Genomic DNA, 23,259 nt, shown 5'->3' with positions numbered 1-23,259 from the left:
GATGTGGAGATGACGGATCGTACGTACCGCGTCACCGAGATCGTCGGCACCTCGGGGGAGAGCGTCGACCAGGCCATCCGCAACGGCCTCAGGAGGGCCTCCGAGACACTGCGGCACCTCGACTGGTTCGAGGTGACGGAGATCCGGGGCCACCTGGACGGGGGAGAGGTCGCGCACTTCCAGGTCGGCATGAAGGTCGGCTTCCGCCTGGAGGACTCCTGACCCCGGCCCCCTGCTGACGGGCCGGCACAGCCCCTCCGCCGGCCCGTGAGCACTCTCGCGCCAACCGCCGCCCGCGGCCGCTCCCGAGCCGTTAGATTGACGCTCGTGAGCAGTGAGTTCCGCATCCTGCTGGTGTGCACGGCCAACATCTGCCGTTCCGCCATGGCGGAGGTGATCGCACGGGCGATGCTCCATTCGGCGTCCCTGCCCGTGGTCACGGGCAGCGCGGGGGTGCGCGCGCTCGTCGGCCATCCGATGGCGCCGCACGCCGTCGCCGCCCTCGACCGGCTCGGCCTCGACGGCCGCGCGCACCGGGCCAGGCTGCTGGAGCCCGCCCTGGTCAGCTCGTCCGACCTGCTGCTGACCATGGAGAACGCCCACCGCGCCACCGCGGTCGGCCTCGACGCGGCGGCGGCGCGCAGGACGTTCACGCTGCCGGAGTTCGCCGCGCTCGCGGCGGGGGCGAGCCAGCGCCGCTACCGCTCCGACACGGCCGAACGGGCGCGGGCGATCGTCGAGTCCGCCGCCGAGCGCCGCGACGCACGTCCCGGCCCCGAGGTGTACGACCCGTACGGCGGCCCGCCGGAGGGCTACGAGACGTGCGCCAAGACGCTCGGCGAGTCCCTCAGCCACGCCCTGGCCGCCCTCCTCGGCCCCCGCTGAACGGACCCGCCGCACGAGCGCGCCGGGGGGACTCCGGGGAGCGGGGTCAGCTGGCCTGGCTCACCGTGGACATGTTGAAGTCGGGCACCCGCACCGCCGGCATGATCGTGCGCTGGAAGTAGTCGTTCCACTCGCGCGGCAGCGTGCGCCCGCTCGCCCCCACCTCCGTCAGCCGCCCCAGCAGGTCGACCGGGCTCTCGTTGAAGCGGAAGTTGTTCACCTCGCCCACGACCTCGCCGTGCTCGACCAGGTAGACGCCGTCACGGGTCAGCCCGGTCACCAGCAGCGTCTGCGGATCGACCTGGCGGATGTACCACAGGCAGGTGAGGAGGAGCCCGTGCCGCGTGGAGGCGATCATCTCCTCCAGCGAACGCCCGTCACCGGGCGCCGACATGATCAGATTGTCGACGCCGGGCGTCACCGGCAGGCCGCTCAGCTCGGCCGAGTAACGCGTCTGCCGCAGCGCCTCCAGCCGCCCGTCCTTGATCCAGTCGGTCGGCCCCAGCGGCAGCCCGTTGTCGAACACCGAGCTGCCCCTGCTGGAGGCGTGCGCGGTCACGAACGGCGCGCACGCGACGCCCTCGGCCCCCGGATCGCTCGACAGCGAGACGGGCAGCGCGCCGAGCTGCTCGCCCACGCGGGTGCCCCCGCCGGGCCTGGCGAACACCGACCGTCCGTCGAGCGCGTCCCTGGCCTCCGCCGACCAGTACAGGTAGATCATCAGGTCGGCCACCGCGCTCGGCGGCAGCAGCGTCTCGTAGCGGCCCGCGGGCAGGTCCACCCGGTTCTTCGCCCACTCCAGCCGCTGCGCCAGCCCGGAGCCGAGCGCGGAGACGTCGACGTCGGTGAAGTCGGGGGTGGACACGCCGGCCCACGCGGAACGCTTGAGGTCGCCGGACTTGGCGTTGAGCTCCAGCCGCCCGGTCGGCTGGTCGTGCCGCAGCCGCACGCCCGTGGACGTGCCGAGGAACGTCGAGGTCAGCGAGTGCTCGGCGAACCCGTACAGTCTCCTGCCGCCCGACTCGGCCGCCGCGAACGCGTCACCGAGCGCGGGCGCGAACGCCTCGAACACCCCGATGTCGGTCGGCCGGACCTCCTCGTCCCAGTGCGGCGCGGCGGCGCCCGCCTCGACCAGCGGGCGGGCGTCCTCGGCCGGCCGCGCCTCGCGCGCCGCCGCGTCGGCCGCCGCCACCACGTCGGCGAGCTGCTCATCGCGTACGGCCGCCCGCGACACCACCCCCACGCCCTGCCCCGCGATCGAGATCACGGTCAGCCGGGACGTACGGGCGACGCCGTTGGTGGTCAGCGTGTTGCCCGCGAACCGAAGGTTGGCCGTGGACTCCTCGTCCACCAGCACCACGCAGCCGTCGTTGCGGGAGAGCCGCAGCGCCCCCTCCACCATCTCCTGCGGCCTCACGATGTACCTACAGCGTGGAAGCCCCGTCCTTCAGGGCGGGGAGGATACGCGGAACGGTCGGGCACTTGTTTCTCCCGCTGGTGTCGGTGTTGATCGGTAGATTGATCGGCGTGTCCCGTTACCGGCTTGAGCCCACGCCTGCGCAGGAGCGGGTGTTGCTGGAACATTGCGGGCATGCCCGGTTCGTGTGGAATTTGGTGGTGGAGCAGCACGCGCACTGGAAGCCGGGCCGTAAGGGCGCGCCGGGGTTCGCCGAGCAGCGCCGTCAGTTGACGGAGGCTCGGGCGGAGTTCGCGTGGTTGCGGGCGGGTTCCATCGTCGTCCAGCAGCAGGCGCTCAAGGACTTCGCGCAGGCGATGGCGAATTTCTTCGGCAAGACGCACAGGCGGCCGACGTGGCGTAAGCGCGGGCGGGGGGAAGGGTTCCGGATCGTCGCGGTCAAGGCGGGTGTTGTGCGCCGCCTGTCGCGCAACGTCGGCGAGGTGAAGATCCCGAAGGTGGGGTGGGTGCGGTTGCGCTGGTCCCGCGCCGTCCCCGAAGGGGTGAAGTCCTACCGGGTGACCCGGGACCGAGCGGGCCGCTGGCATGTCGCCTTCGCCGCGATCCCCGCACCGATCCCCGCACCGGGGACGGGTGAGGTGGTCGGCGTGGACCGGGGGGTTGCCGTCAGCGCTGCGTTGTCCACGGGCGAGCTGCTGAAAGCTCCCGGCCTGCGTGACACGGAGAAGGCGCGTCTGTCGCGTCTCCTGCGCAGGCTGGCCAGGGCACAGCGCGGATCCAGCCGCAGGGCCAAGGTCAAGGCGGCCGTCGCCCGGCTGAAGGCCCGCGAAACCGACCACCGCAAGGACTGGGTGGAGAAGACCTCCACCCATCTGGCCCGCCGCTTCGATGTGATCGCCGTCGAGGACCTGAAGATCGCCGGTATGACCCGTTCGGCCCGGGGCACGGTTGATGCGCCGGGCCGTAACGTGCGCCAGAAGGCCGGGCTCAACCGGGGCGTGCTGGCCGCCGGTTGGGGACGGCTGGTCGAGCGGCTGGAGCACAAGGCTCCCGGTCGCGTCCGCAAGGTCAGCCCGCGTTATACCTCGCAGACCTGCAACGCCTGCGGGCATCGCGCGGCGGAGTCGAGACAGAGCCAATCTCGATTCCGCTGCCTCGCCTGTGGGCATCAGGACAACGCCGACGTCAACGCGGCCCAGAACATCAGGGATACGGCGGCAGGGCATGCCGTCGCCGCGCGGGGAGGCTCGCCGCTGGGCGGGCCGGTGAACCGCGAACCTCAACACGACCTCCTCCTCATGGGGTAGTTGCCGTTGGAATCTCCGCCTTCAGGGCGGGGAGGATGTCAATTGCTGCCCTCCTGCACGGTGTTGAGGATCCGGACACCCCGGAACAGCGCCGACGGGCACCCGTGGCTGACCGGCGCGACCTGCCCCGGCTGCCCCTTGCCACAGTTGAACGCGCCGCCGAGCACGTACGTCTGCGGCCCGCCGACCGCCTCCATCGACTGCCAGAAGTCGGTGGTCGTCGCCTGGTAGGCGAAGTCCTTGAGCTGCCCGTCGAGCCGGCCGCCGGTGATCCGGTACGCCCGCTGCCCGGTGAACTGGAAGTTGTAGCGCTGCATGTCGATCGACCAGCTCTTGTCGCCGACGATGTAGATGCCCCGCTCGACCCCCGCGATCAGCTCGTCGGTCGAGGGCCCGCCGGGCGCCGCCGCCAGCGACACGTTCGCCATGCGCTGGATCGGCATGTGGCCGGGCGAGTCGGCGAACGCGCACCCGTTGGAGCGGCCGAGCCCCTTCATCCGCGCCATCCGCCGGTCGAGCTGGTAGCCCACCAGGATGCCGTCCTTGACGATGTCGAAGCTCTGCCCCTGCACGCCCTCGTCGTCGTAGCCGACCGTGGCCAGGCCGTGGGTGATGGTGCGGTCGCCGGTCACGTTCATCGCGGGCGAGCCGTAGACGAGCTCGCCGAGCTGGTCGAACGTGGCGAAGCTGGTGCCGGCGTAGGCCGCCTCGTAGCCGAGCGCCCGGTCCAGCTCGGTGGCGTGGCCGATCGACTCGTGGATCGTCAGCCACAGGTTGGACGGGTCGATCACCAGGTCGTACTCGCCCGCCTCGACCGAGGGCGCGGCCAGCTTCTCCGCCAGCAGCTCGGGCAGCCTGGCCAGCTCGCCCTGCCAGTCCCACCAGGTGCCGGTCAGGTATTCGTAGCCCCGCCCGACCGGCGGCGCGAGCGTCGACATGTCGTCGAACCCGCTCTCCGACGCCTTCATCGCGTTGAGCTCCGGATGCACCCGCACCCGCTGCTGCGTGGTGGACGTGCCGGCCGTGTCGGCGTAGAACTTCTGCTCCTTGACCTGCAGCAGCCGCGCCGAGACGTGGTCGGCGCCCTTCAGCAGCCCGGCCGACCACTCCGCCAGCAGGCTCACCTTGTCGGCCTGGGCCACCTCGAACGGATCGACGTCGTACGCCGAGACCCACACCGCGCCGGCGTGCACCGGCTCGGGTGCCAGCTCGATGGGCTCGCGGTTGATTGGGGCGCTCACCTCGGCCACCCGCACCGCCTGCTCGGCCACCCCGGCGGCGGCCTCGGGCGTCAGCAGCACGCCGGCCGCGAAGCCCCACGTGCCGCCCTTGACGACCCGCACGGCGTAGCCGAGGTCGTCGGCGTCGAGCGAGCCTTCGAGGCGGGCGTCGTAGAGGCGCAGCGTCTCCGCCCTGACACGTTCGAGCCGGAAGTCGGCGTGCTCGGCGCCCAGGTCGCGAGCACGTTGCAAGGCGGCGTCCGCCAGCTGCCGCAGGGGCAGCTCCAGGAAATCGGGGTCGATCTGGCGCATGTCCACGATCCTAACCCTGCGATCTTGTCTCACCCGGACAAGCCGGTACCCGCCGGTAGGGGATAGCGTCAGATCCCATGGCACGCTCTGTACTCGTCACCGGGGGCAATCGCGGCATAGGCCTCGCGATCGCCCGTGAACTCGCCGCGGCAGGCGACGCCGTCGCGGTCACCTACCGATCGGGGGAGCCGCCCGAGGGCCTGTTCGGCGTGCGCTGCGACGTCACCAGCACCGCCGACGTCGAGGCCGCCTTCGACAAGGTCGAGGCCGAGCACGGCCCGGTCGAGGTCCTGGTCTCCAACGCCGGCATCACCAAGGACACGCTGCTGGCGATGATGAAGGAAGAGACCTTCACCGACGTCATCGACGCCAACCTGACCGGCGCCTACCGCGTCGCCAAGCGGGCGATCAGGCCCATGATGCGGCTCAAGCGCGGCCGGGTGATCCTCGTCTCCTCCGTCGTCGGCCTCAGCGGCCAGGCCGGGCAGACCAACTACGCGGCCTCCAAGGCGGGCCTCATCGGCTTCGCCCGGTCCATGGCCCGCGAATACGGCTCGCGCAACATCACGGTCAACGTCGTCTCGCCCGGCTTCGTGGCCACCGACATGACGGCCGACCTCGACACCGAGGCGATCGTGGCCAACATCCCCCTCGGCCGGCAGGCGGCCCCCGAGGAGGTGGCGCGCGTCGTGCGCTTCCTGGCCGGCGACGACGCCTCCTACATCACCGGCGCGGTCATCCCCGTCGACGGCGGACTTGGAATGGGGCACTGACATGGGACTTCTCGACGGCAAGCGGATCCTCGTGAGCGGCGTGCTGACCGACGCCTCGATCGGGTTCGCGGTGGCCAAGCTGGCCCAGGAAGAGGGCGCCACGGTCGTCCTGACCGGCTTCGGCCGGCTCAGCCTGGTCGAGCGCATCGCCAAGCGGCTGCCCGAGCCGGCGCCGGTGCTGGAGCTCGACGTCCAGAACACCGAGCACCTCGACACGCTCGCGGCCCGGGTGGGCGAGCACGTCGACGGGCTCGACGGCGTGGTCCACTCGATCGGCTTCGCGCCGCAGTCGGCGCTCGGCGGCAACTTCCTCAACACCTCGTGGGAGGACGTCGCCACCGCGCTGCAGGTCTCGACCTTCTCCTACAAGTCGCTGGCCGTGGCCTGCCTGCCGCTGATGAAGGAGGGCGGGGCGGTGGTCGGTCTCGACTTCGACGCCTCCAAGGCCTGGCCCGTCTACGACTGGATGGGCGTGGCCAAGGCCGGACTTGAGTCCTGCAACCGCTATCTGGCCCGCGACCTGGGCAAGCAGAACATCCGGGTCAACCTGGTGGCGGCGGGCCCGCTGCGGACGATGGCGGCCAAGTCGATCCCCGGCTTCCGCGAGTTCGAGGACAGCTGGCCGGAGAAGGCCCCGCTGGGCTGGGACCTCGGCGACACCGGCCCCACGGCCAGGGCGTGCGTGGCGCTGCTGTCCGACTGGTTCCCGGCGACGACGGGCGAGATCGTCCACGTCGACGGCGGCGTCCACGCCATCGGCGGCTGACCCGCCCGATCGATTCAAGCCCCGATCCACTCAAGCCCCGGCCGGTTCACGCCGCCGGGGCTTGCTTCGTGTGCCCGCCGGCTCAGGCCAGCCGGTGGCGTCCGTTCGAGCCGGCCCGCGCCGGCTCGAACGGGATCGACTCCGTGGGCTCCGTACGGTGCCGCCGCTGCTGCACGATCCGCGTGGCCAGCACCGCCGAGCCCAGCAACGCGATCGTCAGCACCGTCCCCAGCACGTCGGAGGCGGGCGGGCTGGGCCGCACGACCCGCTGATCCTGCATCGGCACCGCGAGCTCGTGCGAGAACGGGTTGGGCCACAGCAGGTCCACCCGGGGCTCTTCGGCGTGGGCCGTCACCTGCTTCGGCGTGGGTCTGGCGGTCGCCTGCGGCGGCGGGCTCTGCGGGCGGGTGACCCGCGGCTGGGCCGGGGCCGAGGCGGTCGCCGTGGCGGTGGCCGCCCCCTGGCGGGGCCGCCGCTTGTGCCCGGCCGACGGCTGAGGCGTGGGCGTGAGCCGTTCGACGCCCTGCTGGTTGGCGCAGGCCAGCACCGGCAGGCAGTCCTGCCCGGAGCCGTCGGGATCGGCCGTCCGGCCGGACCTGGGCCGCGGCGTCGAGGTCGGCGTGGCCGGCTCGTCGGGGGTGGACCGGGTGGTGGGGACCGCCTGGCCCACGCGGCCGAGCACCTCGTCGGTGGTCTTGTCCAGCCCGTCGGTGAGCGGCTGTGTCGCGCCGCCGGTGAGCGTGTCGACGGTGCCGGTGACCGCGCCCACGACGTCGCACAGCGTGTTGGTCACCCCGGCGAGCAGGCCCCCGTCGCGCGTGCAGTCCTGGGCCGCGGCAGAGGCGGCAGGCGCCGCGACCGGGACGGCCGCCAGCGCCACCGCGAGAACTCCAGCCGAGATCGCGGTCCTGCTCCCCATCCGTCCCCTCCTGCGTCGCTTCTGGAGGAAATCTTTATGGACATCGGACCTCAGACGCAGGCTTTTCGCGGGTAACGTTGCGATTCGGTACCGACTAGTGATACGCGAGAAGGTCTCTCGTTCCCCGGCGGCCGCCTGAGAGCCCTGGGGGCCCTGGGGGCACGGCCGGTCAGTCGAGGGACGACACGTCATCGAGGGCCTCTCGGATCTCTATCGGCAGCACCACGTCCTCCGCGGGGAGGATGCCTTTGAGCTGCGCGTGCGTACGGGCCCCGACGATGGCCGAGGCGATGCCCGGCTGGTCGCGTACCCAGGACAGGGCCACCGCCAGCGGTGACACGCCGAGGCCGTCGGCGGCGGTCATGACGGACTCGACGACCCGGCGCGACCGTTCGTCCAGATAGGGGCGGACGAAGTCGGCGAAGTGCGGGGTCGCGGCGCGCGAGTCGGCGGGGATGCCGGTGCGGTATTTGCCGGTCAGCACCCCGCGCCCGAGCGGCGACCAGGCCAGCACGCCGACGCCCAGGTGGGCCGCGGCGGGCAGCAGCTCGCGCTCGGGCTCGCGGGCCAGCAGCGAGTATTCGGCCTGGGCCGCGGTGATCGGGATGCGGCCGGGGATCATCTTCTGGGTGACGGAGGCGGCGGCCAGCTGCCAGCCGGCGTAGTCGCACACGCCCGCGTAGACGGCCCGGCCGGAGGAGACGATCGCGTCGAGGGCGGCCAGGGTCTCCTCCAGGGGCACCTCGGCGTCGTAGGTGTGCAGCTGCCACAGGTCGACGTAGTCGAGCCCGAGGCGGTTGAGCGAGTCGTCCACCGCGGCGATGAGATGGCGCCTGGAGGCGTCGCGCGGGCGCCGGCCGTTGGGCGTCACCACGGCCTTGGTGGAGATCACCAGCTCCGAGCGCGGCACGGAGTCGCGCAACATCCGGCCGAGCAGCCGCTCGGCGTCGCCGCCGGTGTAGACGTCGGCCGTGTCGACCAGGTTGCCGCCCGCGTCGAGGAACGTGCGGAGCTGGGCGGCGGCCTCGTCCGCGTCGGTGTCACGCCCCCAGGTCATCGTGCCGAGCCCCACCCGGGACACCGACAGGCCGCTCAGGCCGACATAGCGCTGCTCCATGATCCCGCCAGGTTACCGTCCAGGCCGATGAAACGTTGTGATCGACGCCTGCGACACTTACGTGATGACCACGCTGCTTCTGGCCCGGCACGGGCTGACGGACCTCACCGGGCCGGTGCTGGCCGGCCGTACCCCGGGGGTGCATCTGAGCGAGGCGGGAAGGGCGCAGGCCGCCGCGCTCGCCGGGCGCGTCGCGAGCGTCAGGCTCGACGCCATTGTCTCCAGCCCGCTCGAGCGCTGCCGGGAAACGGCGCAAGCGGTCGCGGAAGGACGCGGCACGGACGTCTCGATCGACGAACGTTTCATCGAGTGCGGTTACGGCACGTGGACCGGCCGGCCGCTGAAGGAACTGGCCGAGGAGCCGCTGTGGCAGGTCGTGCAGGCCCATCCGAGCGCGGCGACGTTCCCCGAGGGGGAGTCGCTGGCCGTGATGCAGCACCGGGCCGTGGCGGCGGTCAGGGAGTGGAATCAGCGCCTCGGGAGTAAGGGTGTCTACCTGGTCTGCAGCCACGGCGACGTGATCAAGGCGATCGTCGCGGACGCCCTGGGCCTCCATCTCGATCAGTTTCAGCGCATAACGGCTGATCCGGCGGCCCTCACCGTCATTCGCTACGCCCCCTTGCGCCCCTTTCTTCTCAGGCTTAACGACATGGGGGATTTGAGGCTTCCTGAGGATTCGGAGGAGAAAGACGGGGGAGAAAACATCACCGGGAGCGATGCCGCCGTCGGCGGCGGGCCCGGAACCACGTAAGGTCAGGCTATGCCGGTCTTCGACTACGACCCACCAGAGAGATTCGTCGCCGGTGCCTTGGGGCAACCAGGCGCACGGATCTTCTATCTGCAGGCCAGGGCCGAGGGCAGACTGACCACGGTGGCGCTGGAGAAACTGCAGGTGGCCGCACTCGCGGGCAGGCTGGACGAGCTGCTCGACGAGGTGCTGCGGCTCAGCGGGGGCACCGCCCAGGTGCCGGCGCTGGCCCCGGCCGACCTGGCCGACGACGCGCCTCTCGACGTGCCGCTCGCGGAGGACTTCCGCGTCGGCACCATGGCGCTGACCTGGGACGCCGAGAAGTCGCAAGTGGTGATCGAGGCGCAGGAGGCCGTCGACGAAGACGATCTCGAACGGGCCGATCCCGCGGTGCTGCGCGTGCGCATCAGCGCGGGCGCGGCGCGGGCCTTCACCCAGCGAGCCCTGCAGATCGTCGCGGCGGGCCGACCGCCGTGCCCTCTGTGCGGGCAGCCGCTCGACGCCGCCGGGCACGTCTGCGTCCGTCTCAACGGCTACCGCGGGGGTGAGGCGGCTTCATGACCGCTCCGGAGAGCGAACCGGCCGTCAAGCACTCCCAGCAGCCGCAGCTGATGCGGGACGAGGAGGCGCTGACGCTGCTCCGCGACGGGAGCATCGAGGTCGCGGGCCGCCTGGTCGAGGCGACCAACATGACGCTCTACTGCTCGGTCAAGCTGGGCGCGCGCTCGGCCGCCTGCGTCTACAAGCCCGTACGCGGCGAGCGCCCCCTGTGGGACTTCCCCGACGGCACCCTCGCCGCCCGCGAGGTGGCCGCCTTCGAGGTCTCGCAGGCCACCGGCTGGCGCATCGTGCCGCCCACGGTCTACCGCGACGGGCCGTTCGGGCCGGGCATGTGCCAGCTGTGGATCGACACCGAGCGCGAGATCGACCTCATGCGGCTGGTCAAGAGCCGCAATCCGGTGGTGCGCCGGATGGCGGTGTTCGACGCGGTGGTCAACAACGCCGACCGCAAGGGGGGCCACCTGCTGCCGCTGCCCACCGGCCACGTCTACGGGGTCGACCACGGGGTCTGCTTCTCCGCGGAAGACAAACTCCGCACGGTGCTGTGGCAGTGGCGCGGCAAGCCGCTGGCCCGCGAGGCGGTGGCGGTGCTGGCCAAGCTGGAGCGCGACCTGGAGTCCGGCTCCCTGGGGCGCAGGCTGCGCGAGCTGCTGACGCTGGCCGAGGTCGAGGCCACCTGGCACCGGGTCAGGCGGCTGCTCGACACCGGCGTGCACCCCTACCCGTCGGAGGGGTGGCCGGCCATACCCTGGCCCCCCATCTGAGGTAGGTCAAACCCGTTTAATACCCTTTGACCATGTGCACGCTGATCGTGAAGACCGGGCCCCGGCTGACGCTCATGGGCGTGCGGGACGAGTTCGCCGATCGGCCGTGGGAAGGGCCGGGCGAACACTGGCCCGACTACCCGGGCGTGATCGGCGGGCGCGACCTCAAGGCGGGCGGCACCTGGCTGGCCGTGCATCCGGCGGCCCGCCGCGCGGCGGCGCTGCTCAACGGGCACGGCAAGGCGGCCGAGGAGACGACCAAGGTCTCGCGGGGCGACCTGGCGCTGAAGGCCGCGTACACCGGAGAGCTGCCAGAAGGCGACCTGACCCGCTACGACCCCTTCCACCTGGTGCTCGCCGGCCTGACCCGGGTGCGGCTGCTCAGCTGGGACGGCGAGCGGGCGGTCCACTCCGACCTGCCCGCCGGCACCAGCATGGTCGTCAACTCGGGCCTGGACGCCGAGAGCGAGCGGGTGCGCGCCTACCTGCCCCGCTTCCGCGACAGCGACGACTGGCGCGAGCTGACCAAGGAGGAGCCGTCCGACGACCGCGGCGCGCTCATCATCCGGCACGAGCTGCCCGACGGCCGGCTCTTCGCCTCCCTGTCGGTGATGGAGGTCGCGATCGACCCCCGCGAGGTCACGTACGACTTCACCGACCTGACCGCCGATCGGGACGGATAGGCTCAAAGGCATGAGATCGTGGTCTGCCCAGAACGTTCCAAAGCTCCCAGGTGAGAGCATTCCGCTGAGTCTCTACGACACCTCCGCCAAGCAGGTGCGGCAGACCGATCCCGGTCCCACCGCCAGGATGTATGTCTGCGGCATCACCCCCTACGACGCCACCCACCTCGGCCACGCCAACACCTACCACGCCTTCGACCTCGTGGGCCGCGTCTGGCGTGATGCCGGCCACGAGGTGCACTACACGCAGAACGCCACGGACGTGGACGATCCGCTGCTGGAACGGGCGGAGCAGACCGGCATCGACTGGCAGGAATTGGCCGAGCGCGAGATCGAGCTGTTCCGCGGCGACATGGAGGCGCTGCGCATCCTGCCGCCGCGCGAATACGTCGGCGTCACCGAGGTCGTCGGCCGGGTGGCGGACCTGATCTCCCAGCTGAGCGCCAAGGGCGTCACCTACGACCTCGACGGCGACATCTACTTCAGCGTGGCCGACGCCCCCAAGTTCGGCCAGGTGTCCGGCTACGACGAGGCGGAGATGACCGCCCTGTTCGCCGAGCGCGGCGGCGACCCCGAGCGGCCCGGCAAGCGCGACCCGCTCGACTGGCTGTTGTGGCGCGCCGAGCGGCCGGGGGAGCCCGCCTGGGACTCCTCGCTGGGCCGGGGCCGCCCCGGCTGGCACATCGAGTGCACCACGATCGCCCTCGACCACCTGGGCCCCGGCTACGACGTGGCCGGCGGCGGCTCCGACCTGATCTTCCCGCACCACGAGTGCGGCGCCTCCGAGGGGCACGCCGCGACCGGCGAGTGGCCGTTCGCGAAGTTCTACACCCACGCCGGCATGGTGGCACTCGACGGCGAGAAGATGTCGAAGTCGAAGGGCAACCTCGTCTTCGTCTCCCGGCTGCGGCGCGAGCACGACCCGATGGCGATCAGGCTCGTGCTGCTGGCCCACCACTACCGCGCCGACTGGGAATACGTGCCGGAGCTGATGACCGAGGCCGAGCGCAGGCTGGCCCGGTGGCGCTCGGCCGCCGCCCTGGCGTCGGGGCCGCCGGCCGAGGAGCTGCTGGCGACGGTCCGCGCGCGGCTGGCCGACGACCTCGACTCGCCGGGCGCGCTGGCCGCGATCGACGCCTGGGCCGAGCGCGCCCTCACCGAAGGCGGCGCCGACTCCGCCGCCCCCGCCCTGGTCAAGGACCTCACCGACGCCTTGCTCGGCGTCGCACTCTGACTCATCACCCCCGCGGGGCCCGGCCGGAGACGGCCGGGCCTTTTCTTTTGGGACGGCCTTGGCGCGAGAGCCGGTTCTGCCGTGCTAGCCTGATTGTCAGCGTCACTGATGATTTGAAGGGCTGACAATGATCCTCATCACCGGAGGGCTGGGCTTCATCGGCACGGCCACCACCCGCGCCCTGCTCGACATGGGCGAGTCCTGCGTGCTCGTCCAGCGCCGCCCTGCCGAGATCCCCGCCGCCTTTGCGGCCGAGGCCGGCGAGCGGCTGTTCGTCGAGCGGGCCGACCTCCACGACGAGCGCGCGCTGCTCGCCGTCGGCGACCGCCACAAGATCACCGGCATCCTGCACCTGGCCGGCTCCATGCCCTGGCCGCCCGGCGGGCACGAGCCGCTGGAGGGGGCGGAGCGGGCGATCAAGAACCTGCTCAACGTCTACCGGGCCGCCCAGGAGTGGCAGGTGCGCCGCCTCGGCCTGGCCAGCACCATCGGCGTGTACGGCGGCGCCGGCGTCGATGAGGGCCCGCTGGCCGAGGACCAGCCGCTGGCGATGACCGCGCCCCACCCCATCCCCGGCTTCAAGAAGATCGCCGAACTGCTGGCCGACCACCTGCGCCAGGTCCTCGACCTGGAGACCGTCAGCTACCGCATCGGTGCCATCTGGGGCCCGCTCGGGCACAACCCGTCGCCGTTCTTCGCCGCGCCCCAGCTCGTCCACGCCGCCGCCCGCGGCACCGCGCCCGACCTGTCGGTGATCGGGGGCACGGCCCACGCGGACGACGGCATCGACCTGTGCTACGTCAAGGACTGCGGCCGCGCCCTCGCCCTGCTCCAGACGGCCGAGCGGCTGCGGCACCCCACCTACAACGTGGCCTCGGGCCGCCTGACCACCAACGGGGAGGTCGCCGCGGCGATCAGGAAACTCGTCCCCGGCGCCGACATCGACCTCCCCGAGGGCCGCGGCCCGGCCGGGGGCCGCACCTGGCTCGACACCACCCGGCTGCGTGCCGACACCGGGTTCGAGCCCGCGTACGACACCGAGCGCGGGGTCGCCGACTACCTCGCCTGGCTGCGCGCCGGCAACGAGCGCTAGACGACCTCGACCCGTTCCACCGGTTCGAGCCGCCGGACGGCGCCCAGCTCGCTCGCGAACCACTCGATCGTCAGCCGCAGCCCCTCGGCGGCGGGCACCTGCGCCCGCCAGCCGAGCCGCTCGGCCGCCAGCGCGGTGTCCGGCCGCCTGACCTTGGGATCGTCCACGGGCCTGTCGACGAACCTGAGCTCCGACGACGACCCCGTCAGATCCCTGATCAGCGTGGCCAGCTCCAGCATGGTCAGCTCGTCCGGGCTGCCGATGTTGACCGGACCGGCGAAGTCGCTGCGGGCCATGGCCAGGATCCCCGCGACGGTGTCCTCGACGAAGCAGATCGACCGCGTCTGCGAGCCGTCCCCGGTGATCGTGATCGGCTCGCCGGTCAGCGCCTGGCGGATGAACGTCGGGATGGCCCGGCCGTCGTACGGGCGCATGCGCGGGCCGTAGGTGTTGAAGATGCGCACGATCCCCGTGTCGGTGCCGCGCGACTGACGGTAGGCCGTGGTCAGCGACTCGGCGAAGCGCTTGGCCTCGTCGTACACGCTGCGCGGGCCGACCGGGTTGACGTTGCCCCAGTACGTCTCCTTCTGCGGGTGCTCCAGCGGGTCGCCGTACACCTCGCTGGTCGAGGCCAGCACGAACCTGGCGCCCTTCTCCCTGGCCAGCCCCAGCGCGTGCAGCGTGCCGACGCTGCCCACCCGCAGGGTCTCGATCGGATAGCGCAGATAGTCGGCCGGCGAGGCGGCCGAGGCGAAGTGCAGGACGAGGTCGAGCCGGCCGGGGACGTGCACGTACCCCGTCAGGTCGCACTCGATGAGCCGGAACTCCGGCCGTTCCAGCAGATGCTCGACGTTGCGCGGCCCGCCGGTGAGGAAGCTGTCCATGCAGACGACCTCCGCACCCTCCTCCAGCAGCCGCTCGCACAGATAGGAGCCGAGGAACCCGGCGCCTCCGGTGACCAGAGCCCTCATGACGTGACCTCCAAGGCAGCCTCGACCACTTCAGATACCTCGATCTTCAACAGGCCCGGGTCCACCCGCTCCCCGTGCGGATCACCCGTCCTGCCCGCCCACAGCGGCACATGACGCCAGCCCGGCGGCGGCCCCCACAAAGCGGGGGAGACCGGGCCGAACAGCACCACCGACGGCACGCAGAAGGCCGTCGCCAAGTGGGCCACGCCGGTGTCGCCGCAGACCACCAGCCTCGACCTGCTGACCAGGTCGATCAGGTCGGCCAGGCGGGTGCGCCCGGCCAGCATCCGCTCGGGCGGCAGCCCGGCCAGCTCGGCCACCTTCGCGGCCAGCGGCACCTCCGCCTCGTTCCCGGTGACGACCACGTCGTCCAGCGCCGCGGCCACCTCGGCGAACCGCTCGGGAGGCCAGCGCCGCGCCGGGTACGCGGCGCCCGGATGCACGATCGCGGGCCCCGTACGGTCGGAGACACCCAGCGTCAGGTCCGCCGGGTCGGCGGGGATGCCGTACCACTCCAGCAGGCCGCACCAGCGCCGCACCTCGTGCACGCCGTCCTGCCACGGCGGCCCGGTGCCGAAGCCGATCAGCCGCCCCGGATCGGTACGCCGCAGCGCCTCGATGCTCTGCGGCCCCTTCCCGTGCAGGTTGACCGCGATGTCCGGCCGCTCGAACGGCACCGGGCCAGGCCCCGACACGTCCACCTGGTCGTCCACCGCGCCGGTCAGCGGCAGCAGGGCGCCCAGCGCGCGCGGGGCGGCCAGCGTGATGCGGTGCCCGGGAAAGGCCTGGCGCAGGGCCCGCAGGGCGGGCACGGCCGTGAGCAGGTCGCCCAGGCCGAGCCCGCGCAGCGCCAGCAGCTCTAGGGCCATGACGTCTCCGTGGACGGGCAGACCACGAGCTCTCTCACCTCGCAACCCGCCGGCTGCCGCAGCGCGAACACCACGGCTTGGGCCACATGCGCCGGATCGTTCAGCCCGGCCTCAGGACCCGGTTTGTACTGTTCAGGACGGCCGTCGAAGAAGCTCGTCCGCATGCCGCCGGGGATCAGCAGGGTCACCCCGATCTCCCCGCGCGTCTCGATGGCCAGCCCCCTGGTGAAGCCGACGACGCCGAACTTCGAGGCCGAGTACGCCGAGGCGTCGCTGAGCGGCCGCAGCCCCAGCGTCGAGGCGCAGGTGACGACCTTGCCGCGGGTGTGCTTCAGGTACGGCAGCGCCGCCCGGACGACCGCGGCCGTGCCCAGCAGGTTCACCTGGATCACCCGCTCCCAGTCGGCGGCAGGCACGTCCTCCAGCCGCCCGCACGCGTCGATGCCGGCCGCCGTCACGACGGCGTCCAGGCCGCCGGCCCGCTCGGCCAGCTCGCGCACCGCCCGCTCGGCCTGCCCGCGATCGGCCAGATCCGCCGTCACGTGCTCGAAGCGCTGGTCGGGCTCGCGCACGTCCACGACGAGCGCCTTCCAGCCCTCCTTCTCCACGGCCTCGGCCGTGGCCAGGCCGAGCCCGGACGCGCCCCCGGTGATCAATACATTCATCGGATCTCCCTGATCAGATTGCTTGTCGAACGCCCCGGCAGCGTGCTCAGCACGACGATCTCCGCGCCGATCCTGCCGAGGACCTCGGACTCGGGCAGCGCCTCCCCCTCGTAGTCGCCGCCCTTCACCCACACGTCGGGCCGCAACTGCTCGATGACGGCCGCGGGGGTGTCCTCGTCGAACACCGCCACGGCGTCCACGCAGCCCAGGGCCCGCAGCACCTCGACCCGGTCGTGCACGTCCACGACGGGCCTGGCCGGGCCCTTCAGCCGGCGTACGGAGTCGTCGGAGTTGACGCAGACGACGAGCGCGTCGCCCAGCGCCCTGGCCCGGCGCAGCAGGCTCACGTGACCGGCGTGCAGCAGGTCGAAGCAGCCGCCGGTGGCGATCAGCCGGCCGCCGAGTGCCCGGGTGAGCCCGGCCACCTCCAGCGCCGTGCGCGGCCGGTCGCCGAGCCGCTGCTCCCGCACCCGTACGGACGCCGCCCCGCCGCGCTCGACGAAGCGCGACGCCTCGGCCACGCCGGTCGTGACCGCCTCCTCGACGCCGGCGCCGGCCAGCAGCGCCAGCGCCACGGCGCCGGCCAGGCGGTCGCCCGCGCCGCAGGTGTCCCGGCCGCGCGCCCGCAGCGGGGACGGCACCCGGGTCGGCGCGCCGTCCCCCACGGCCAGCGCGGCCCCGCGCTCGCCGGTCGTGACGGCCACCGCCCCGGCCCGCAGCTCCCGTACCAGGTGGCGGGCCGCCTGATCGGGGCCGTGGTAGCCGGACCGGCACCACGCCCTGGCCTCCGCCTCGCTCGGCGTCAGCAGCGCGCAGCCCGGCACCGGCCGCTCGCCGAGGGGATGCGGGTCCCACACCACCGGCACATCGGTGTCGCGCAGCAGCTCGCGGGCCATCCCGGCCACGCCCCTGCCGTAGTCGGAGACCAGCACCGCGCCGGCCGCCGCGATCGCCTCGGCCGCCCGCGGGGTGGGCGCACACCGAGCCGCCCTGCCGTCGCCGGTGTCCAGCCTGACCAGCGTCTGGCCGCCCGACCTGACCCTCGTCTTGCGCACGGTGCCGCCGCGCAGCGCCAGCCCGACCAGGTCGAGCTCCTGCGACAGCAGCCCGCACAGCCGGTGGCCGTCGGCGTCGTCGCCGAGCGCGGTGATCAGCACGACACCGGCGCCGTCCCTGGCGGCCAGCAGCGCCGCCAGACCGGCCCCGCCGGGACGGGCCCGCTCCGCCGACACCGCCACCACCGGCACGGGCGCGTCGGGGCTCAGCCGGGCGGCATCGCCCTCGACGTCCACGTCGAGCAGGGCGTCGCCGATGACGACGAGCGGCCCGTCGCTCACAGCGCCGCCTCCACCGCGTCGCACAGCAGGTGGATCAGCGCCAGGTGCACCTCCTGGACCGTGGCGGTCTCCGCGGCGGGCACGGCGACGGCCTCGTCGCACAGCTCCGACAGCGGGTTCGGCCCCGGCCCCGTCATGCCCCACGCCGTCATCCCGGCCCCCCGGGCCGCTCTGGCCGCGGCCAGCACGTTCGGGCTGCCGCCGCTGGTGGACAGGCAGATCAGCACGTCGCCGTCACGCCCGTGCGCGAGCACCTGGCGGGCGTAGACCTCGTCGGCGCCGAAGTCGTTCGCGATCGCCGTCAGCGACGAGCCGTCCGCGTGCAGCGGGATCGCCGCGTACGGGCGCCGGTCCTGCCGGAACCTGCCGACCAGCTCGGCCGTCAGGTGCTGGGCCTCGGCCGCGGAGCCGCCGTTGCCGCAGGCCAGCAGCCTGCCGCCGGCGGCCAGCACCCCGGCCAGCCGGCCACCCCAGGCCCGGACGGCGACCGCGTGGTCGTCGACCTTCTCCAGGGTGTTCCAGAGCTTCTCCAGATGGGCATCCATGCTCAACCCCCCAGGGCCGCCAGCCGGCCGACCTTGCCTTCGATGACCCGCGTGTACACGGCCTCGGTGAGTTCCGCCACCCGTGGCCAGCCGTAGCGTTCGCGGGCCCGGCGGGCCCCCGCCGCACCAAGTTCGGCCCGCCGGCCGGCGTCGCCGAGCACCTCCTGCAGCGCCCTGGCCAGGGCGCGTGGCCGGCGCGGCGGCACCAGCACGCCGGCTCCCGCGACCGTGTCGAGGTGACCGCCGACCGCCGAGGCCACGACAGGAACGCCGCACGCCATGGCCTCCACCGGCACCATGCCGAACGGCTCGTACCAGGGCACCGACACCACCACGTCGGCCGAGCGCATCAGCGCGGGCACGTGCGTGCGCGGCACGCTGCCGATGACGTGCACGCGCTCGCCCATCCCGTAGCCGTCGGCCAGCTCGCGCAGCCGGACGGACTCGTCGTCGCCGTGGCCGCCACCGGCGATCACCAGGTCGGCGCCGGGGAGCCGGCGCATCGCCCGCAGCACGGTGTCCACGCCCTTGCGCGGCACCATCCGGCCGATGCTGAGCACGAGCGGCCGTTCCGTACGCGGCGCCACCGGCCCCTCCGGGCGGAACGCCTCCAGGTCCACCCCGCACGGCACCACCGCGATCCGGTGCTCGGGGACGCCCGTCGCGCACAGCTCGCGCACCTCGTCCCCGCACGTGGCCAGCACGGCGTCGGCGCACAGGCCGATCTCGCGCTCCGTCTCGATCCGGTGCGCCGGGCTCGTGTCGGCCTCGCCCTGCCAGCGGCGCTTGACCGTGCCGAGCGCGTGGAACGTCTGCACCACCGGGATCCGGCCGCCCGCCGCCCGCAGTGCCGCCTGGCCGCTCATCCAGAAGTGCGCGTGCGCCACGTCCGGCGGCCGGGCGGCCCAGCTCCTGGCCAGCCGCTCGGTGAACTCCGGCATGTACGCGGGCAGCTCGTCCTTGGGGACGGTCACCGCGGGGCCCGCCGTGACGTACTCGACCGTGACGCCCGGGGCCGGGCGCACCGAGCCCGGCTGGGACGCGGACGAGCGCCGGGTGTGGACGACGACCGTGTGCCCCCGATCCGCCAGGGCCAGCGCCAGCCCGGCGACGTGCACGTTCTGGCCGCCGGAGTCCACGCCGCCGATCGCCGCCAGCGGGTCCGCGTGCTCTGAGATGAGATCGACCTTCACCGCGTCAGCTCCCTCACTGCCTTGACCACCTGCTCACTCGTCACTTGGGACAGGCACGGGTGCCCGGGCACCGGGCAGACGCGCGCCCTGCTGCCACGGCAGGGTGCGCGCTGATCGCCCAGCAGCACCATGGGCACGCCGTACGGGGCCCACCGCGCCGCCGGGACGACGGGGGAGAACAGGCTCACGACCGGGGTGCCGACCGCCGCGGCCAGGTGCGCGGGGCCGGTGTTGCCCGCCACGAGCACGCCGGCGCGTTCGATCACGGCGGCCAGTTCCGCGAATGTGGTCACGCCGCCCAGGTCGACGGCGACGTCGCCGGCCACGAAGGCGGTGAGGTCACGTTCCGTTCCGGTCACGACGACCCGGTGCCCGTCCTCCGCCAGCTCCCGGACCGTCCGCCGGTGGCGGTCGGCGGACCAGGTCCTGGCGGGGGCCGATGTCCCCGGATGCACCACGACGTACGCGCCTTCGCCGGCCTCGGCGCCGGCTTCATGCCAATGCCCGAGAAATCTCGCTATATCCGGCAATGGCCGTTGAACAGCGAGTTTGCCGTCGTCGCCGTCGCTCAGCCGGAACCCGGCGGCCTCGGCGACCGCCAGCATCCGCTCCGCCTCCGGCACGTCCACGCTCTCGTCCACCTGGTGGCGCACGTCGAGCAGCGAGCCCGGGTAGTCGTTGCTGATCGCGCTGATCCTGGCCACCCCCGCCAGCCGGAGCAGCAGCGCCAGCGGGAGCGCCGACTGGTGGAACGAGGTGAGCAGCACCGCCTCGTCCACGCCGCCGAGCCGGGCGGTGAGCGCGCCGGCCAGCTCTGGGGTGACGGGTGGCGGGGTGTGGTCGATCCACGGGGCGTCCCAGGTGATCACCCGGTCCACGCCGGGCAGCACCTCGGCCGCGGCCCGCCCGTTCGGGCCGGCCAGGAAGACCACCTCACGGGCCCGCGTCCGCACGGCCCGCACCGCCGGCCCGGCCAGCAGCACGTCCCCGGCGTCGTCCAGCCGCGCCACCAGCACACACCCCCGTTCCCGCCCCGCCCGCCCCGCCCGGGCCCGGCTTCGAGCGCTCCGGCTCGGAGCGCTCGGGGTTGCGGGGCTGAGGTTCACGGTGCTTTGGGGTGCGGTGCTGCGGTTCGGGGTGCTGTCCCCTCCCGGTGGGTCAGGGGCTTTGCGCTCCGAGGCCGGGCGGCTCATCGGCGCACCTTCCATTCCCCTCGCAGCCGGTACGCGACGGCGACCGGCGGGATCAGCACACTGGTGACGGCCATCCGCAGCACCTCGCCCGGAGTCCGCGGCCCCGGGGCGATCCGCCGCCACGCGAACTCCGCCGTCAGCCCCGCCCAAACACCCCCGACCGCCACCGCCAGCACGGGCAGGATCCGGGCGGCGACGTGCGACCGCCTCCAGCGCCGGACCTGCGCCGGCGCCTCCCCGGCCGGCACCGGCCGCCGCCAGGCGCGGGCCGGCGGCGTGGCAGCGGCGGCGGTGAGGAGCAGGGCCGTCAGGGCGGCCGCCGTCGTGGCGGCGTGGGTGCGGAGCCGGCCGGGGCCGTCGCCGATGGCCGTACGCCACCCGGGGCCGTGCAGCCGCCGCATGAGCGCGTCGTCGGCGTTGCCCCGCTGGAAGCGCACGCTCGCCCAGAACCCGTCGGCCCGCACCGGATGCTCGCTCACCCGCCCGCCCCGCACCAGCCGCCACCCGGCCCGCCTCACGCGCAGCGCCAGGTCCGCGTCCTCCCGGTACGCCCGGGGAAAGCGCTCGTCGAACCCGCCCGCCGCCTCCAGTGCCGCGCGCCGGTAGGCCATGTCGGCCGTCGCCCACAGCGCCCCGGCCAGCCCGGCGGTGTTCCGCTCGGCGTCGGCAGGCCGCCGCCCGGCGGGCAGCGGCACCACGATGCGGCCCTGGCTGCCGCCCACGTCGTCGGGCAGGTCCACCAGGTCCTTCCAGGCCGCCTCGGCCCACCCTGGCCCGGGCACCACGTCGTCGTCCAGGAACACCACCCACGGCGTGCCCGCGGCCCGCCACCCGGCGTTGCGCGCCGCCGCCGGCCCCCGCCCGCCCGACCGGACGACCCGTACGGAAGGAGACAACCCGAGCGGAGCGCAAGAGCCCTTCCGGTCGTCCACCACGATCACCGGCACGCCGGGCCCCACGCCCGCCACGGTGGCGCGCAGCGTGGCCCGCCCGATGGTGGGGATCACCACGGTGATCACGCGCCGAACACCTCCCCGCGCCGCACCAGGTACGGCCCCAGGACCAGCACGTCCACCGGCGCGGAGCCGAAGCACTCCAGCGCGTCGCGCGGATCGTCCACCATGGGCCGCCCGGCCGTGTTGAGGCTCGTGTTGACCACCACCGGCAGCCCCGTCCGCGCCTCGAACTCGATCAGCACCCGCGCCATCAGCGGCTGCTCCCGAGGCGAGATCGTCTGGATGCGGGCGGTCCCGTCCACGTGCACGACCGCCGGGATGCGCTCGGCCCAGCCCGGCCGCACGTCGTGGACGAACAGCATGTACGGCGACGGCACCGGCCCCCGCCCGAAGATCTCCGCCGCCCGCGACTCCAGCACCATCGGCGCGACGGGCCGGAACTGCTCACGCCCCTTGACGTCGTTCAGCCGCTCGGTGTTGCGCGCGTGACCCGGATGCGCCAGCAGCGAACGCTGGCCCAGCGCCCGCGGCCCGTACTCGGAGCGGCCCTGGAACCAGGCCACGATCCGGTCGGCGGCCAGCTCGGCAGCCACCGCCGCGGCCAGGTCGGCCGGGCGGGTGTGCGGCACCCGCGCCACGTCCAGCCACGCCCCGAGCTCCTCGTCGGTGAAGCCGCGCCCCAGCGCCGCGCCCGGCATGGGCCCGGCCGGCTCCCCGTACGCCTGCGCCAGGTGCAGCGCCCCGCCGAGTGCGGTGCCGGAGTCGCCGGCGGCCGGCTGCACCCACACCTCCGCGAACGGCCCCTCGTCCAGCAGTCTGGTGTTGGCCACGCAGTTGAGCGCCACCCCGCCGGCCAGGGCCAGCCGCCGCGCGCCGGTCCGCTCGTACAGCCAGCGCACCAGCTCAAGCAGCACCTCCTCCAGCCGGGCCTGCACGCCGGCGGCCAGGTCGGCGTGGTCGGAGGTCCAGGCGGCGCCCCTCGGCAGCGCCTTGGCGTAGACGTTCCAGTCGACCGGCTCGACGCGGAACCCGCCGTCCCCCGTCGTGTAGATCACCTCGCGCAGCGCCTCCAGGTGGCGGGGATCGCCGTAGGAGGCCATCGCCATGACCTTGTACTCGTCGCTGGAACGCAGGAAGCCGAGGTGCTCGGTGACGTCCTCGTACATGAGACCCAGGGAGTGCGGCAGCTCCTGCGCGGCCAGCACCTCCAGCTCGCCGCCCCGGTAGACACCCGCCAGGTGCGATACGCTCTCGCCCCGCCCGTCGCACACCAGGACCGCGCAGTCGCGCCAGGGGGAGGCCAGCCCGGCCGAGGCGGCGTGCGCCACGTGGTGCGGCACGTAGGCGACCTGGCCGGGGTCCAGCCCGGGCAGCGCCGTGGCGAGGAAGGCGGGCGCGCGGACCGCGTACCTGGTGCGCAGGTCCTCCCAGTCGTCCTCCGGCCTGCCCGTCACCAGGGACGGGTCGTAGGAGTAGGCGACGACGTCGATGTCCTCGGGGGAGAGCCCCGCCTGCCGCAGGCACCACGCGGCGGCCTGCTCCGGCAGCTCCCACGCGGAGAACGCCAGCGGCCGCTTGCCGTGCTTGCGCCGGCTGAAGCGCTCCTCCTCCGCCGCGGCGACGATCCTCCCGTCGGCCACCAGAGCGGCGGCCGGGTCGTGGAAGATCGCGTTGATGCCGAGAAATTTCATGGGTCCTCCCGCTGCCGATGCCGGGAACCGCTACCGAGAG

The 23,259-nt window shown here is 73.3% G+C and carries 24 protein-coding genes; 11 read left to right on the top strand and 13 right to left on the bottom strand.

Translation table 11 applies throughout. The features are described 5' to 3' along the window. Positions 1–9: 9 nt before the first annotated feature. Positions 10–222, top strand: a complete 213-nt coding sequence (locus AB0C28_RS33810; RefSeq protein ID WP_357854066.1) for a dodecin — start codon at positions 10–12, stop codon at positions 220–222. Positions 223–327: 105 nt separating this feature from the next. Beyond that, entirely contained in the window at positions 328–885 is a 558-nt protein-coding gene (locus AB0C28_RS33805; protein ID WP_358079984.1) for a hypothetical protein, read from the top strand. A gap of 46 nt (positions 886–931) precedes the next feature. Here AB0C28_RS33805 and AB0C28_RS33800 read toward each other — a convergent pair whose 3' ends face one another. Beyond that, positions 932–2,302 (bottom strand): metallopeptidase TldD-related protein, encoded by a 1,371-nt coding sequence (locus AB0C28_RS33800; RefSeq protein ID WP_357854062.1) that lies wholly within the window; start codon positions 2,300–2,302, stop codon positions 932–934. 65 nt (positions 2,303–2,367) lie between these two features. Between AB0C28_RS33800 and AB0C28_RS33795 the strand changes: the two genes are divergently transcribed. Then, on the top strand, positions 2,368–3,609 hold the full coding sequence (locus AB0C28_RS33795; protein ID WP_358079983.1) for a transposase: 1,242 nt from the start codon (positions 2,368–2,370) through the stop codon (positions 3,607–3,609). Between the two features lie 38 nt (positions 3,610–3,647). Here AB0C28_RS33795 and AB0C28_RS33790 read toward each other — a convergent pair whose 3' ends face one another. After that, positions 3,648–5,141 carry a TldD/PmbA family protein gene (locus AB0C28_RS33790; RefSeq protein ID WP_358079982.1) on the bottom strand — a complete coding sequence of 498 codons (1,494 nt, stop codon included), beginning with the start codon at positions 5,139–5,141 and terminating at the stop codon, positions 3,648–3,650. A gap of 77 nt (positions 5,142–5,218) precedes the next feature. Between AB0C28_RS33790 and fabG the strand changes: the two genes are divergently transcribed. Beyond that, entirely contained in the window at positions 5,219–5,914 is a 696-nt protein-coding gene (gene fabG / locus AB0C28_RS33785) for a 3-oxoacyl-ACP reductase FabG (RefSeq protein ID WP_346113667.1), read from the top strand. A gap of 1 nt (position 5,915) precedes the next feature. Continuing rightward, on the top strand, positions 5,916–6,680 hold the full coding sequence (gene fabI, locus AB0C28_RS33780; protein WP_357854053.1) for an enoyl-ACP reductase FabI: 765 nt from the start codon (positions 5,916–5,918) through the stop codon (positions 6,678–6,680). Positions 6,681–6,762: 82 nt separating this feature from the next. Here fabI and AB0C28_RS33775 read toward each other — a convergent pair whose 3' ends face one another. Together AB0C28_RS33775 and AB0C28_RS33770 are read right to left on the bottom strand one after the other, a co-directional pair. Then, a complete protein-coding gene (locus AB0C28_RS33775) occupies positions 6,763–7,599 on the bottom strand; it encodes a hypothetical protein (RefSeq protein ID WP_357854050.1) in 837 nt (278 codons plus the stop codon). Positions 7,600–7,768: 169 nt separating this feature from the next. Continuing rightward, a complete protein-coding gene (locus AB0C28_RS33770; protein WP_357854047.1) occupies positions 7,769–8,716 on the bottom strand; it encodes an aldo/keto reductase in 948 nt (315 codons plus the stop codon). Positions 8,717–8,780: 64 nt separating this feature from the next. On the opposite strand from AB0C28_RS33770, the gene AB0C28_RS33765 reads away from it, so the two are divergent. From AB0C28_RS33765 to AB0C28_RS33740, 6 genes are all read left to right on the top strand, one after another. Continuing rightward, complete coding sequence (locus AB0C28_RS33765) at positions 8,781–9,467, top strand: MSMEG_4193 family putative phosphomutase (RefSeq protein ID WP_358079981.1); 687 nt, start codon at positions 8,781–8,783, stop codon at positions 9,465–9,467. A 9-nt stretch (positions 9,468–9,476) separates the two neighbouring features. After that, complete coding sequence (locus AB0C28_RS33760; RefSeq protein ID WP_358079980.1) at positions 9,477–10,025, top strand: DUF3090 domain-containing protein; 549 nt, start codon at positions 9,477–9,479, stop codon at positions 10,023–10,025. After that, positions 10,022–10,789: an SCO1664 family protein gene (locus tag AB0C28_RS33755; RefSeq protein WP_346115252.1), complete on the top strand. Its 768-nt coding sequence runs from the start codon at positions 10,022–10,024 to the stop codon at positions 10,787–10,789. The genes AB0C28_RS33760 and AB0C28_RS33755 overlap by 4 nt, the downstream gene beginning before the upstream one ends. Positions 10,790–10,821: 32 nt before the next feature. After that, complete coding sequence (locus AB0C28_RS33750) at positions 10,822–11,472, top strand: NRDE family protein (protein ID WP_358079979.1); 651 nt, start codon at positions 10,822–10,824, stop codon at positions 11,470–11,472. A gap of 10 nt (positions 11,473–11,482) precedes the next feature. Further along, positions 11,483–12,706: a cysteine--1-D-myo-inosityl 2-amino-2-deoxy-alpha-D-glucopyranoside ligase gene (gene mshC, locus AB0C28_RS33745; protein ID WP_358079978.1), complete on the top strand. Its 1,224-nt coding sequence runs from the start codon at positions 11,483–11,485 to the stop codon at positions 12,704–12,706. Between the two features lie 127 nt (positions 12,707–12,833). Then, the gene (locus AB0C28_RS33740; protein ID WP_357854028.1) at positions 12,834–13,799 is read left to right on the top strand and encodes an NAD(P)-dependent oxidoreductase; all 966 of its coding nucleotides are present in this window, start codon (positions 12,834–12,836) and stop codon (positions 13,797–13,799) included. Here the strand turns inward: AB0C28_RS33740 and AB0C28_RS33735 are convergent. From AB0C28_RS33735 to AB0C28_RS33695, 9 genes are all read right to left on the bottom strand, one after another. After that, a complete protein-coding gene (locus tag AB0C28_RS33735) occupies positions 13,796–14,770 on the bottom strand; it encodes a UDP-glucuronic acid decarboxylase family protein (RefSeq protein ID WP_357854025.1) in 975 nt (324 codons plus the stop codon). The two genes, AB0C28_RS33740 and AB0C28_RS33735, sit on opposite strands and share 4 nt — an antisense overlap. After that, positions 14,767–15,639, bottom strand: a complete 873-nt coding sequence (locus AB0C28_RS33730; protein WP_357854022.1) for a glycosyltransferase family 9 protein — start codon at positions 15,637–15,639, stop codon at positions 14,767–14,769. The genes AB0C28_RS33735 and AB0C28_RS33730 overlap by 4 nt, the downstream gene beginning before the upstream one ends. Next, on the bottom strand, positions 15,630–16,304 hold the full coding sequence (locus AB0C28_RS33725) for an SDR family oxidoreductase (RefSeq protein ID WP_357854019.1): 675 nt from the start codon (positions 16,302–16,304) through the stop codon (positions 15,630–15,632). The genes AB0C28_RS33730 and AB0C28_RS33725 overlap by 10 nt, the downstream gene beginning before the upstream one ends. Continuing rightward, a complete protein-coding gene (locus AB0C28_RS33720) occupies positions 16,301–17,641 on the bottom strand; it encodes a PfkB family carbohydrate kinase (RefSeq protein ID WP_358079977.1) in 1,341 nt (446 codons plus the stop codon). Before AB0C28_RS33720 ends, AB0C28_RS33725 begins: the two co-directional genes overlap by 4 nt. Next, positions 17,638–18,186, bottom strand: a complete 549-nt coding sequence (locus AB0C28_RS33715) for an SIS domain-containing protein (protein WP_357854013.1) — start codon at positions 18,184–18,186, stop codon at positions 17,638–17,640. The genes AB0C28_RS33720 and AB0C28_RS33715 overlap by 4 nt, the downstream gene beginning before the upstream one ends. A 2-nt stretch (positions 18,187–18,188) precedes the next feature. Continuing rightward, positions 18,189–19,379 (bottom strand): glycosyltransferase, encoded by a 1,191-nt coding sequence (locus AB0C28_RS33710; RefSeq protein ID WP_358079976.1) that lies wholly within the window; start codon positions 19,377–19,379, stop codon positions 18,189–18,191. Beyond that, positions 19,376–20,395 carry a glycosyltransferase family 9 protein gene (locus AB0C28_RS33705; RefSeq protein WP_357854007.1) on the bottom strand — a complete coding sequence of 340 codons (1,020 nt, stop codon included), beginning with the start codon at positions 20,393–20,395 and terminating at the stop codon, positions 19,376–19,378. Before AB0C28_RS33705 ends, AB0C28_RS33710 begins: the two co-directional genes overlap by 4 nt. A 173-nt stretch (positions 20,396–20,568) precedes the next feature. Next, positions 20,569–21,591: a glycosyltransferase gene (locus AB0C28_RS33700; RefSeq protein WP_358079975.1), complete on the bottom strand. Its 1,023-nt coding sequence runs from the start codon at positions 21,589–21,591 to the stop codon at positions 20,569–20,571. Further along, complete coding sequence (locus AB0C28_RS33695) at positions 21,588–23,219, bottom strand: carbamoyltransferase C-terminal domain-containing protein (protein ID WP_358079974.1); 1,632 nt, start codon at positions 23,217–23,219, stop codon at positions 21,588–21,590. The genes AB0C28_RS33700 and AB0C28_RS33695 overlap by 4 nt, the downstream gene beginning before the upstream one ends. Between the last annotated feature and the right edge of the window lie 40 nt (positions 23,220–23,259).

This window comes from Nonomuraea sp. NPDC048892, from assembly GCF_040649735.1.
GTDB lineage: Bacteria > Actinomycetota > Actinomycetes > Streptosporangiales > Streptosporangiaceae > Nonomuraea > Nonomuraea maheshkhaliensis.
The sequence above is the reverse complement of the archived record's forward strand: the minus strand, read 5'-3'. Positions and strand labels throughout refer to the sequence as shown.